13 protein-coding genes are annotated in these 13,530 nt (G+C 39.5%); all 13 read right to left on the minus strand.

Features of this window, described 5'->3' with window-relative positions; all coding sequences use genetic code 11:
- Positions 1-22 precede the first annotated feature (22 nt).
- The 13 genes from lacG to lepA all read right to left on the minus strand — a co-directional run bounded on the left by lacG (position 23) and on the right by lepA (position 13,485).
- Positions 23-1,429 (minus strand): 6-phospho-beta-galactosidase, encoded by a 1,407-nt coding sequence (lacG, locus tag N8O43_RS00900; protein WP_261089120.1) that lies wholly within the window; start codon positions 1,427-1,429, stop codon positions 23-25.
- 338 nt (positions 1,430-1,767) lie between these two features.
- Positions 1,768-3,459 (minus strand): lactose-specific PTS transporter subunit EIIC, encoded by a 1,692-nt coding sequence (locus tag N8O43_RS00905; protein ID WP_001037324.1) that lies wholly within the window; start codon positions 3,457-3,459, stop codon positions 1,768-1,770.
- Positions 3,459-3,776 (minus strand): PTS lactose/cellobiose transporter subunit IIA, encoded by a 318-nt coding sequence (locus N8O43_RS00910; protein WP_261089121.1) that lies wholly within the window; start codon positions 3,774-3,776, stop codon positions 3,459-3,461. The genes N8O43_RS00905 and N8O43_RS00910 overlap by 1 nt, the downstream gene beginning before the upstream one ends.
- Positions 3,777-3,811: 35 nt before the next feature.
- On the minus strand, positions 3,812-4,648 hold the full coding sequence (locus N8O43_RS00915) for a transcription antiterminator (protein ID WP_261089122.1): 837 nt from the start codon (positions 4,646-4,648) through the stop codon (positions 3,812-3,814).
- A gap of 234 nt (positions 4,649-4,882) precedes the next feature.
- Positions 4,883-5,863: a tagatose-bisphosphate aldolase gene (gene lacD / locus N8O43_RS00920; RefSeq protein ID WP_001229114.1), complete on the minus strand. Its 981-nt coding sequence runs from the start codon at positions 5,861-5,863 to the stop codon at positions 4,883-4,885.
- 1 nt (position 5,864) lies between these two features.
- Positions 5,865-6,794 (minus strand): tagatose-6-phosphate kinase, encoded by a 930-nt coding sequence (locus N8O43_RS00925; RefSeq protein ID WP_203213251.1) that lies wholly within the window; start codon positions 6,792-6,794, stop codon positions 5,865-5,867.
- 10 nt (positions 6,795-6,804) lie between these two features.
- Positions 6,805-7,320 (minus strand): galactose-6-phosphate isomerase subunit LacB, encoded by a 516-nt coding sequence (gene lacB, locus N8O43_RS00930; RefSeq protein ID WP_001216913.1) that lies wholly within the window; start codon positions 7,318-7,320, stop codon positions 6,805-6,807.
- Between the two features lie 30 nt (positions 7,321-7,350).
- Entirely contained in the window at positions 7,351-7,776 is a 426-nt protein-coding gene (gene lacA / locus N8O43_RS00935; RefSeq protein ID WP_000029277.1) for a galactose-6-phosphate isomerase subunit LacA, read from the minus strand.
- A 285-nt stretch (positions 7,777-8,061) separates the two neighbouring features.
- Complete coding sequence (locus tag N8O43_RS00940) at positions 8,062-8,958, minus strand: aldose 1-epimerase family protein (protein WP_261089123.1); 897 nt, start codon at positions 8,956-8,958, stop codon at positions 8,062-8,064.
- A 98-nt stretch (positions 8,959-9,056) separates the two neighbouring features.
- Positions 9,057-10,532 (minus strand): PTS galactitol transporter subunit IIC, encoded by a 1,476-nt coding sequence (locus N8O43_RS00945; protein ID WP_247953013.1) that lies wholly within the window; start codon positions 10,530-10,532, stop codon positions 9,057-9,059.
- A gap of 47 nt (positions 10,533-10,579) precedes the next feature.
- The gene (locus tag N8O43_RS00950; RefSeq protein ID WP_000590547.1) at positions 10,580-10,885 is read right to left on the minus strand and encodes a PTS sugar transporter subunit IIB; all 306 of its coding nucleotides are present in this window, start codon (positions 10,883-10,885) and stop codon (positions 10,580-10,582) included.
- A 38-nt stretch (positions 10,886-10,923) separates the two neighbouring features.
- Positions 10,924-11,400, minus strand: a complete 477-nt coding sequence (locus N8O43_RS00955) for a PTS sugar transporter subunit IIA (protein WP_000521973.1) — start codon at positions 11,398-11,400, stop codon at positions 10,924-10,926.
- Between the two features lie 261 nt (positions 11,401-11,661).
- Complete coding sequence (gene lepA, locus N8O43_RS00960) at positions 11,662-13,485, minus strand: translation elongation factor 4 (RefSeq protein ID WP_261052449.1); 1,824 nt, start codon at positions 13,483-13,485, stop codon at positions 11,662-11,664.
- Positions 13,486-13,530: the final 45 nt, after the last annotated feature.

The raw sequence follows: 13,530 nt of genomic DNA on the forward strand, positions 1-13,530 counted from the left end.
CTATATCTAATTACTAATTCTACTAGTCTATAATCTGACTTTCCGCTACTTTCTTGTACCAGAGAGCTGATTTCTTAGGATAACGTTCTTGAGTTTCAAAGTCTACATAAAAGAGACCGTAGCGTTTTTCATAACCATTTGACCATGAGAAAACATCCATTAATGACCAGATGAAGTATCCTTTGACGTTTGCACCATCAGCAATAGCATCAGATAATACTTCCAAGTGTTGTTTCACATAATCAATACGTCCATCATCGTAAACAGTGTTATCAACGAACTCATCTTTGTATCCGAGACCATTCTCTGTGATGTAGATTTTCTTGTAGTTCGGGTAATCTTTCTTCACGCGCATGATTTGGTCATACAAACCTTGAGGGTAGATAATCCAATCCCAATCCGTACGTGGGACATAATCAGGAGCTACACGACGACCAACACCTTTGATTTGGTACTTAGAGCTTCCTTTCTCACCTTTACCATTATGGATAATTTCAGTTTCTCCATCAAATGCTTCCATCCAGTCACTCATATAGTAATTGATTCCAAGGAAGTCGTTCAAGTCTTTCGCAGCTTCTAATGCTGTGAAATCTTCTTCACGAAGATCCAAACTACCACCATTGACTGATAAGATATGATTGACACCTTCCATCGTTTCAGCTGAATAGCGACCTAGATAAGTTGCATCCAAGATAAATTTATTGTGAATGATATCTTCCAACTCAGCTGCACGAACATCTGCTGGATTTTCAGGATCTAGAGGATACTTGGTTGGCAGAGCGTGAACAACACCAATTTCACCTTTATAACCTTTATCTTTATATAGCTTAACTGCACGCGCATGAGAAACCATCATATTGTGGTGCGATTGGAAAACTTTGGCAAGGTCGTACTGAATTCCTGGAGGGAATTTACCAACTAAATATTGACCATCACCAATTGGTCCAATTTCATTGAAGGTTGTCCAATAGTTTACTTCTGGAAATTCTTCAAAACAGAAGGCAGCGTAGTCTACAAAGTGTTCGATATTTTCACGGTTTAAGAAGTCTCCATTTGAATGTAGAGCTTCTGGCGTATCAAAGTGATGAAGAGTTACAAAGGGCTCAACATGACGTTTGTGACACTCTGCAAATAGATTATGATAATACTCAACACCTTTCTGATTTACTTGACCGTAGCCTGTTGGGAAAATACGTGACCAAGCAATAGAAATTCGAATGCCATTGACACCATACTCTTCTGCCAACTTGAGGTCAACTGGGTATCGATTGTAAAAATCACTGGCTGGTTCTGCAGTGTACCAGTAGTTATCTTCAAGATATTTATCCCACGCTACTGGTCCTTTACCATCAGTATGTGTAGCACCTTCTGCTTGATAGGCAGCTGTTGCGCCACCAAAAATAAAGTCTTTTGGTAATGTTTTTGTCATTTTTTTCACCTATTTCTTGATTTAAATAAAGTAAAAGTGAGAGGAGAGGAGTCAGTGAGCCATCCTTCTCCATCTCACTTCTTGTACCAAGTCACCGAATTGTGACATGAGGAGGTAAAAACGATATCTTTTTACCGACGAATTAATAAGGCGATTAGGAAATTCGCCATAGCGATTTCCGTAACGAGAGGAGACTATTTCAGAGTCCCTATTATTAATCGAATTGTGACATGAGGAGGTAAAAACGATATCTTTTTACCGACGAATTAACAAGGCGATTAGGAAATTCGCCATAGCGATTTCCGTAACGAGAGGAGACTGTTTCACAGTCCCTATCGTTAATCGAATTGAGCTTGTACAAATGCAAGAGCACCTTTTCCATCACGAGTTAATTTGATGTATTGAGCGCCTTCTGTTTTCGCAAGTTTAATACCGAGTTTATCTGTTTCTGCTTTCATATCTTCAAAGTTTGAAGCAACTTGAGGGGCAAGGATAACTAGATCAAACTCTGGTAACATTTCACGGTGAGCACCATAGCCACCTGCTGCTGCTTTCACAGGAACATTGTATTCTGCAGCTGCCTTGTTCAAAGCATTTGCAAGGAGACCACTTGTACCTCCACCAGCACAGAGAACGAGGACATTTGTTTCTTCAGTGATGGTATTTTGTGCTGCTTCTACACCCGCTTTCTCAAGAATAGCATCTGCTTTTGCAGTGTTGAAGTTTGCAGCAACTTTTTCTTTCAATTCATCATTAGACTTACCTGAACGCTCTTCTTCAAGAATTTGTTCATCATATACTTTAAGGAATGGGTAGTAAATGACTACGTCAACCACGATTAGAAGAGCAGCAAGAATGAATGATAGAACTTGGAAGTTAGTACCAAGAACTAGACCTAGTGGAGCTGGAGTTGTCCATGGTAGATTAGCAGTAAATGAGTTCATTCCAAGAGTTTCAATAAAGAATTTGAAGATCCAAACGTTTGCGATTGGAGCAAAGATAAATGGAATGAAGAAAATTGGATTTAATACCAATGGAGCACCGAACAAGATAGGCTCATTTACACCGAAGAAAGTTGGAACTACTGAAGCACGACCGATGGCACGGTTACGTTTCGATTTTGTCAACCACATGAACATGAATGGAACAACCAGTGTCGCACCAGTACCACCCATGGTAACGATAAACATTTGTGTACCAGAAGTAAGAATCTTGTCAGCGTGCATACCTTGTTGGAGAAGGTTCAAGTTGACTTCGGCGTTTGCATAGGTAATAGCTGCGATAGCAGGCTCAACGATAGATGGACCATGGATACCAACAAACCAGAAGAAGGCAAAGGCACCAAAGATAATGGTAATACCAAGGTATCCGTCTGCTGCTGAGAAGAGTGGTGCAAAGAATTTACCGATTGATTCAGCTACGCTTGCACCAACAAAATGACGAGCTAGTAAATCAAGAGCATAAAGAGAAACCACTGATAGAGTGAATGGAATCACATCTTTAAAGACTTGTGAGATATTTGGTGGAACTTCGTCAGGCATACGAATAGTGACGTTGTTCTTAACACAAACCTTATAGATGGCTACAGTAACAAAGGCAGCAAGGAAGGCTGAAAGCAAACCTTTTGTCCCCAAGAATCCAGTAGCTAGGCCATTTTCGATAGGATCAGCTGCCAACATCAACAAACCAACAATTGCTGCCAACAATGTTGACATATAGTTGATTTGATTGGTTTTCTCCATGCTACGGTTTACTGAGTCGGTCAATGATTTAGCTGTTGTACCAGCTACCAAGAGAGCCAGAATACCCATAGAATAGCTATAAGGTTTCATCAGAAAGGCTACAACTTCATCAGACCATTTAAAGCCCCATGAGTTTGGTACAAAGGCAATCAAGATAAAAATACTTGAGAAGAGAATAACAGGCATACCTGCAATGAAACCATCACGAATAGCACGAAGATAGATATTACGAGATAATTTCTCAAAGAAAGGCTTTCCTTTCTCGATAAATGCAATTAGTTTGTTCATTATTTAACTCCTCTCTTATAAAGTTCGATTAAGTGGTGCATCAAATCTTTTAACAAGATGGTTGTCATCAAGTGGTCTTGGCCATGCATCATGGTCACACTATATGCTAAATCCTCACCAGAAGCTTCCTTAGTCAATAGACTTGTTTGCGCGTGGTGAGCCTCAGCGATACAGCTACCAGCTTCCTCGGCCAGAGCGTCCGCTTTTTCAAAATCACCAGCTTCAGCAGCCTTCAAGGCTTCCAATAGTTTTGAACGAGCATCGCCAGCATAGGCTACGATTTCAAAACCTAACAATGTTACTTCTTCTCTATTCATGATAGAATTCTCCTTATATAGTTTTAAATAAATTTTTATGACAATAAACGTTGTATATGTAGAACTAGATAAACTCGTTCACTTTTATACAAATCAAGACCCGTATGTTGCGTAATCACATCATAGATCTTGGAACCAATCTCGAAGGCTTTTGGATAGGATTGTTTAATATGATCTTCCATATCCAGAAGTGATTGGTTATCATCTCTAGATCTGTCTAAATAATCCAAGAAATAATTCAAATGAATCATAAAGCGATCATAGAAATGGTTATTCTCTTTAGTTCGTTGAATTGCATAGTCCGTTAAAACTTCTTCAACCTTCCTGAGAATTTCTTTCCTCTTATCAATCGACTCCACAAGTTCCACTTCATTTTCACCTTCGGCATTAATGAAATGATAAGCAATCCGAATAATTTCGTCCTCAGGAAAATGATCCGCTAGCTTCTGACGGTAAATTTCAAATGCTTCATTTGCGATTTGAAAAGCGACAGGATACTTAGTGGAAATATCTGGCAGATTACTATCCTTGTACCTTCCTTGTGCTAGAGCTTGGTAAGAACAGTAAATATGATCTGTCAAGGTTACGTAGAGATACTCTTGAATCGGATAATGATATTTCTTTGATAGCTTATCAATGATTTCATAAGTCACTGTGATAAAATCAAGCGGAACATCTTTGAGGAGAGCCATAAAGTTTTCTCTTGACTCTTCGGTCTTCATCCGAAAGATTTTCTCAACCTGATGTTCAGCAATCAAATCCCCTTTCTTCTTTCCAAATGTAATCCCCTTACCAATCACAATCACTTCTTCTCCTTTATCATTTCTGACAAGCGAGACATTGTGATTCATTGGATTTAGAATTCGATACATGTCAACCTCCTTTTATATCTTAAAGGTATATTAGTACAAAAAATGACCACAAATGAACTAGAAAATCAGCCGATTTCTAATTCACCTGTGATCATGCCTAATATTACTTAGTAACACTCACCTTGTATTAACTTGTGATTTAAGTATAGCACAAGTAAGTTGTTTTGTAAACCTTTACATAAAACTTTTTTTAAAATTTTTTTAGATTCATGTTCCTAACCTAGGAGGACTTGCTTACACGCGTTCTTTCCATGAAGTCGCTGTTGTTTGAAGAACTTTATTGAGTTCGTCAATGTTTTCAAAACCAGTTGTACGAAGCCATTCGCGAGCTGCTGCTTCACCATCTTTGATGTAAGCTTCAACTGATCCAGCCCATGTAGCACGGCCACAAAGAACTCCGTTAAAGTTTGCACCTGATTCATGAGCAAATACAAGAGTATCTTGGAAAAGTTTAGCTGATACACCTGCACTCAAGTAGATGTAAGGCAAGTTAGTTGCTTCATCTTGAGCTTTGAAGAAGGCTGCTGCTTCTTCACGTGTATAAACTACTTCACCTTCAGCGAAACCTTCAACATATTTAATGTTAACAGGAACTTCTACTTTCAAGACATCAATGTTAAAGCGTGGGTCTGAGAAGACTTTCATAGCACCGATAACTTTGTGTGGTTTTACTTTCGCATATTCTACAGAACCAGCGTCAGCAATTTTTTCATCGTAAGCAAGGATTTCAAGGAAGAATGGGATATCTTCAGCCACACACTCAGAACCGATGCGTTCGATATAAGCTTGTTTTTCTTGGTTAAGTTCATCTGAGCTATCTACATCATAGTAAAGCAAGAATTTAACTGCATCTGCACCTTCCTCTTTAATACGTTTTGCAGACCAAACATCCAAGCAGTCTGGCAAACGTTTTGTACTTGTTGTATCATAACCTGTTTTTTCATAAGCAAGGAGAAGACCAGCTTTTTCATCAAGAGCTTTAGTTGCTGGAAGTCCATACTCAGGGTCAAGAAGCATAGATGAAGCGTATTTTGTCAATTCATCTGCTACCAAGACTTTAAGTTCTTCCATTTGAGCCACTGTTGGTTCTTCTGTTTGGTGTTGTGCCATGAGGCGTTTCAAAGCACCACGTTGGTCAAATGCAAGAGCTGAGATGATACCATTTTCATCAGAAAGTTTTTCTAAACGTGCACGTTTTTGTTCTGTTAAAGCCATTTTATACCTCTTTTACTATTAATTGATCATATAGAGCTTGATAGTTGGCCATGTTGACATGACCAGTCATTTTTTCTTGAGCATTGAGCATACCAAGGACATTTGCCTTGATGAGTAATTCTGCATCCGATTCTTTATGAAGAAGTCCTGAAGAAATTCCTGCCACAGTAGAATCTCCAGATCCGACAGGGTTGACCACCTGAATTCTAGGAATATCTACCTTGTAGAAAGTGTCCCCATGTTTGGCAAAGGCACCGTTGGCACCAAGTGAAACGATAATCCATTCAATACCTGCAAACAAAGGTTCTTGAAGAACTTCTTTTAATTCATCCAAATCCTCAGAAACTTCTCTTCCTAGAAGCTGAGATAGTTCCTCATTATTTGGTTTGATGACTGTTGGTTTATGTGGTGATTCAAGAACCGCCTGAAGTGCTGCACCAGAGCAGTCCAAGACAACAGGCTTGCCAGCTTGATTAGCAAGTTCAACCAAGCTCGCATAGTAATCAACTGGAAGACCAGCTGGCAGACTACCTGAGATAGCTACTACTTCAACTGACTCCAAGAGTTTCTTGAAATGTTCCAAAAAGTCTTGACCTTCCTGTTCCAATACTTCAGGTCCTTTTTCAAGAACTTCTGTTTGGTTATCTCCATGAAGAATAGCGATACAGTTACGAGTTTCTCCCTGAATTGAGAAGAAATCTTTCTTTACTTGATCATCGATATTTTCAACCAAAAACTCACCAAGTTTGCCACCCACTAAACCAGTAGCAAGAACAGAATCCCCAAATTCTGAAAGTACTCGGGTAACATTGAGTCCTTTACCACCAGCAGTTTTGGTTACATCCACCACACGATTGACAGTATCAATCTTTAACTCATCCAAGGGATAGGAAATATCAATGGATGGGTTCATTGTGACTGTTAAAATCATAGGTCACCTCTTAGTCGTGGTATTCTCCGCGATCCCATTTTTCAAGGAATTCAGTGAAGAAGTTTGCGTCTGTTTGTTGAGCATTGTGACTTTCAACGTGTTCAATTTTCGCAATCAATTTTTTGTTTTCTTCAGATGGTTTGTATTCAGCATGGATGAAAGCTTCAATGATGTCACACATGAGCAATTCTCCAGTAATCTTACCACCAAAACCGATAACGTTGGCGTTCAATTGTTCTTTAGCATAAAGGGCTGTTGTCATATCACGAACCAAGGCAGAACGAACACCAGGAACTTTATTTACAGCGTTGTTGATACCAACACCAGTACCACAGATACATACCCCAAGATCAGCTTGACCACTAGTTACTGCTTCCCCTACTTTTTTACCAAAGATTGGGTAGTGAGTACGTGTATGGTCATATGTACCAAAGTCAATGACTTCATATCCTTTTGATTTCAAAAATTCTGAAACCGCCATTTTTTCATCTGTTACGATGTGGTCACATCCAATTGCAATTCTCATTTTTAACTTACCTTTCTTACTGTAATCTAATTAGCACATTTTGTTCAACATGTCGACCCTAATTTGGTGACGACCACCGTCGTATTTACCGTTAACAAATCCTTTAGCGATGTTTTTAGCCAATTCATCACCAACAAGTTGTGCACCCATAGTGATCATACGTGAGTTGTTGTGGCCACGAGTCATATAAGCTGAACGTTCGTCAGATACTTCTGCAGCAACCATTCCTTTGATCTTAGTTGCAACCATAAATGGACCAGCTCCATAAGCATCAATCACGATACCAAGGTTTTGTTCTTCTTTGTTTACTTCTGCAGCAACAGCAAGAGTTACATCAACAAAGTCTTGACCTTCAGCTGTAACATCCACAACGTGGAAGTTTTCTTTTTCCAAGAAGTCTTTCACAACTTCTTTCAATCTCAAACCTGCAGCATCTGCACCGATAACAATAGACATATTGTATACTCCTTTTATTTTTCTAGGCTAGTAAAGACTTTTATGGTTAGCAGTTTACCTACAAAAAGTTTTCTAGCAGTTTATTGACAAATTAGATTGAATGAGATGAATGACACCTTATTCAAGTTTAGGAAATCAGTTTCCTAGAAATAATCTTTCTCCACGAAAGAGAATATAACAAGTGATTATTTGTTTGCTACAAACATCATTTGTTGCTTACAAACATAATATACTCCTATTTCCGGAAAAAGTCAACAGTTAGTGTTTGTTTTTGTGTTTTTTTAACTAAAAAATTTCGATATCAAAACCAACTTGATCTACTTGACCAGGTTCTAGGAGACGAACATTCTTCTTATCTTCTAGATGATCTCCTTCTTCAAGGGATGTTGACAAGCCAGACCATGGTTCAAAAGCAATGAAAGGACCTTTATTCAAAGTTGACCAGATAATGAGGTTTGGAAACTCTGCAAAGTGCACTTTCAATCCCTTATCATGTTTACGAGAACGAAGCGCAATTGTTCTAGATTGCAAGTCATCTAAGGTGACTGCATCCGTGCTGAAAAGATCATAACTAAGATCTATTTCTTTTTGCCCCTCTAGCCATGGACTTCTATCTTGAAAATCCAGCATACCCGTTTCTGGGAAAGGACGTGGAACAGAGCAAGTCTCTTCTTTCTCAAACTCTAAATAGTAATCTTCATAGACTTCATCATCCAGTAAGGGACAATTAAAGCCTGGATGTCCACCAATAAAGTAAGGCATGACCTTGCTAGTTTCTTTATTGAAAATCTTGTATTGAGTCCGTACGGTCTTTCCAGTAAGGATATAAGTGATTTCTAGGCGGAAATGATAAGGGTAGTTCTGATAGCTATTCTCATCGTCTTCAATTGCAAAAGTTACACTCTTGTCTGTCTGCTCAACTAATTCAAATTCTTTCTTGCGGACCAGACCATGACGAGGAATCTTTCCTTTGCTTTCCTGCCCCTTCTCATCTATATAGACGGCTGTATCCTCTCTCAATGAACCACAAATGGGAAAGAGAACAGGAGCTTGTCCACTCCAATAAGTAGCATCCCCTTGCCACAAATACTCAACTCCCTCAGTATCTTTTATAGAAGAAAGAGCCCCACCAAAACTGTTAAATTCAACTCTTAATTGTTCTGATTTTAATTCAATTACCATCATTTTCTCCGATTTCTTGATAGTTTATAAAAAACTAGGCTGTCACTCCTAATGGTATGACAACCTAGTTTCAACAATTTACATTTTATAGGAGCGCATTATTTTGCTTTTGCCGCGTACTCTTCGTTACGTTTGATCATTTGTTTTCTGTACCAAGCAAAGATACCGATATAGAATACAAGGAAGACTACTGCACCAAGGATTGCTTTGATATCACCAGTTGTAGTGTTACCAATTGTCCAACCAAGAAGTTTTTCGATTGGTCCTTCAAGAGTTGAGTGAGTAATCAATTGAGTTTCACTCACACCTGCTGGGAAGGCACCTACACCTTTAGCAAGTTCTGTTGCAAATGGTGCGATAAGTGTACCTGAAAGAAGGAAGAGTGGCAACAAGAGTGTTCCGAAAATAATCATACGGAGCAATTTACCACGTGTCACAACCAAGAGAGCTGGAGTAACACCCATTGCGATGATACCTGCAAGTGGCAAGATACCATTTCCAACTTTTGAAAGAAGCACAGCTTCAATCAACATGATTGGTGCAAGTACGTTAGCACAAGCCCAGATTTCAGCACGACCAGCGATGAATGGCCAGTCAAGACCGATGTTGAATTTACGTCCTTGAAGACGTTTAGTAGCAACGTTTGTAATACCTTGTGATAGTGGTTCTACGGCTGCGATGAACCATGAACCGATAAGTGAGAAGAGTTCCAAAGATACACCGGCAGTCAAACCAAGAGACAACCATCCTCTGATAACAAGACGCCATTTATCTGCATCTGCAACCCCTTCAATTGGATGTGGAGTTCCCATAATACCGATAACAATACCAAGAATGAAACCGATAAAGAATTTAGATCCCCAGAAACCGATTTTTTTGTTCAATTTAGCAGCATCAAAGTCATATTTATCAAGACCTGGGAAGAATTTTTCAAAAATCTTATCCAAAACCATGATAACTGGGTTCATCATGTAGTTCATGTGAGTTGATGTCATTGGTGATGAACTTGGTGCGTTAAGAAGGTCATCAAATGTAGGTTTCATCAAGTCAGAGTTGATAATTTTCAACACACCAACAAGTACGATAGCTGCTGTAGCAATCAAGAGTGAAACCCCTTGGCTCACACCGTTGTTGTCTGCATACCATTTAATCAAAAGACCTGTGATAGACAAGTGCCAGATATCGAAGATATCGACGTCAAGTGTATCAGTTTTCTTCATAGCAAGCATTACTACGTTGACAATCAACATGATAAGCAAGAAGTAAAGTGTCCAAGCAGATCCCCAAGTGATTGTTGCAAGTGGTGCCCAACCAACGTCAGTGATACTCAATTGGATACCAGTATTTTCAACGAATTTTGCAAGTGATGCTGAGAAAGCACCATTTAGCATACCGATGATAGCTCCGATACCAGTAAGAGCGATGGCAAGTTTGATACCACCTTCAAGCGCTTTGGAGAATTTCACTCCAAAAAGTAAAGCCAATACTGTCAAAATGATTAACATGATGACAGGTCCACCCATATCTAAGATAGGTGTGAAAAATTCTTTGATTAGGCCAAAGATTGCATCCATAACAGTTCCTCCCTTTTTTATGTTATATGAATGTTAACAAATTAAAATTAGCTTAATCCGTGTTCTTTGATAGCTGCTTCAATATTATCAAATACTGGAGCGCTCATTGCTGGGATACGGAATAAGATTGGTCCAGCTTCGATAACTGGAATACCTGGATCAAAACCAAGGTCTGTAGCAGCAATGGGTGTGAAGATGTCATAACCTTTGATAAGGTCTTCGTTAACGTCTTTGACCATTACCGCATCACAGTGAACATCGAAACCGCGGTTTGAAAGTTCTTCTTCAAGAGCACTTTTAATTTGGTGGCTTGAGTTAACACCTGCACCGCAGGCAGCAAGAATTTTAATCATATGGATTTCCTCCGATTTAATATTTTTAATAGACAAGATTATGCAGTTTCTTCAGCTATATAAGCATAGAGGGCTTCAGGATCAGAAATTTTTGATAGGTCTTCAAGATGACCATTTCCAGTAAAGAAGTCCATCAACTGAGCAAGAATGTTCGTTTGACTTGAACTTGAGTTATTAATGATAAAGAAGAGCAAGGATACCTCTACTTCCTTATCTGGTGCAATCATATTGTGGAAAGTCACCGGTTTCTCTAATCGAACAACCACAACTTTTTCAGCTAGATTATGAACAATATCTGTGTGAGGAATAGCCACATTCGGCAAATCCTTACCCAAAAATTCCATATCTAAGCCAGTTGGAAATGACTTTTCACGCGTAATCAAGGCTTCACGATAAGTTGGAGTTACGATTTCTCGTTCTTCCAATAAAGTTGCAACCTGATCAAAGAGATGTTCTTGATTATCCGCTTCTAAGCAAAACACAAGGTTTTTGTCAAAGAAATGATCTAATCCCATAAGGTTTTCCCTTCTTTCCATTAACTTTATGCTATAAGTATAACACTATATGAAATCGTTGTCAATATTTTTCTGTTGTTTTTTGTCTCTTTTTTTATATTTTTGTTGTTTTTATAGCTTGTTATATAAAAACAAACATATAAACAAACATTTCAAACATTTTTTCTGTTCTAGAAACTAAAAAAGCAGACCATCTAAGCCTGCTTTACTATTTATTATTATATAAATTTCCTATGAACAAGGAAAGGCATTTCTGATAACTTATTCTTCATCCATACTCAAGACGCTGAGAAAGGCTTCTTGTGGAACTTCTACTGATCCGATAGCTTTCATACGTTTCTTACCAGCTTTTTGTTTTTCAAGGAGTTTACGTTTACGAGAAACGTCACCACCATAACATTTAGCAAGTACGTTCTTACGAAGGGCCTTGATATCTGTACGAGCCACAATCTTATGTCCAATTGCTGCTTGGATTGGCACCTCAAATTGTTGACGAGGGATGATTTTCTTAAGTTTATCAACGATGAGTTTACCACGTTCGTAGGCAAAATCCTTGTGAACGATAAAGCTGAGGGCGTCGACCTTATCCCCATTCAAGAGGATATCCATTTTCACCAGCTTAGATGGGCGATACTCTGACAATTCGTAGTCAAAACTTGCATAACCACGTGTCGAAGACTTAAGCTTATCAAAGAAGTCAAAGACGATTTCAGCAAGAGGAATTTGATAGATAACATTGACACGGTTATCATCAATATAGTCCATAGTCACAAAGTCCCCACGCTTGCGCTGAGCTAGCTCCATCACTGCTCCGACGAACTCCTGTGGTACCATGATTTGCGCCTTAACATAAGGTTCCTCAATGGTCGCAATCTTAGTTGGGTCTGGGAACTCAGATGGGTTAGACACATCCATAGACTCGCCGTCGGTCAAGTTGACCTTATAGATAACAGATGGAGCTGTCATGATGAGGTCAATGTTGAACTCACGTTCCAAACGCTCTTGGATAACATCCATATGGAGAAGTCCAAGGAAACCACAACGGAAACCAAATCCAAGTGCCTGAGATGTTTCTGGTTCAAACTGCAAGCTAGCATCGTTGAGCTGCAGTTTCTCAAGTGCTTCACGAAGGTCATTGTACTTGTTTGACTCAATTGGGTAAAGACCCGCAAAGACCATAGGGTTCATCTGCTTGTAACCATCAAGTGGCTCTGTCGCACGATTGCTTGCTAGGGTCACTGTGTCTCCGACACGCGTGTCTTGAACCGTCTTGATAGAAGCCGCAATATAACCAACATCACCTGTCGCTAGGAAATCGCGCCCTACTGCTTTCGGTGTGAAAATTCCGACCTCGGTCACATCAAAGGTCTTGCCATTGCTCATGAGCTGAATCTTATCGCCAGGTTTAACTACCCCATCCATAACACGAACCTGGAGAATAACCCCGCGGTAGGCATCATAGACCGAGTCGAAAATCAATGCCTTAAGTGGTGCAGTCACATCGCCCGTTGGGGCTGGCACTTTCTCTACGATTTGTTCGAGTATTTCTTCAATACCAATACCAGCTTTAGCTGAAGCTAAGACTGCTTCGCTGGCGTCTAGTCCGATCACATCTTCAATCTCTGTACGCACGCGCTCTGGATCTGCAGCAGGCAGGTCAATTTTGTTAATGACAGGCATGATTTCCAAATCATTGTCCAAGGCTAGATAAACGTTGGCAAGGGTTTGAGCCTCAATCCCTTGAGCAGCATCGACCACCAAAATCGCTCCCTCACAGGCAGCTAGCGAACGCGAAACTTCATAGGTAAAGTCAACGTGCCCCGGCGTGTCAATCAAGTGGAAAATATAAGTTTCCCCATCTTTTGCAGTATAATTCAGCTCGATGGCATTGAGTTTAATGGTAATCCCACGTTCCCGTTCTAAATCCATGCTATCCAAAAGCTGGGCCTGCATTTCACGACTTGAAACGGTCTCTGTTTTTTCCAAAATGCGGTCTGCTAGAGTCGATTTCCCGTGGTCAATATGGGCGATAATAGAGAAGTTCCGGATCTTCTCCTGTCGTTTTTTCAATTCTTCTAAGTTCATGATTCTCTTCCTTTCAGGGTATCTATTTATTATAAATTGTTTTTG

Origin of the sequence: Streptococcus mitis (assembly GCF_946190335.1) — a bacterium.
GTDB classification, from domain to species: Bacteria; Bacillota; Bacilli; order Lactobacillales; family Streptococcaceae; genus Streptococcus; species Streptococcus mitis_CH.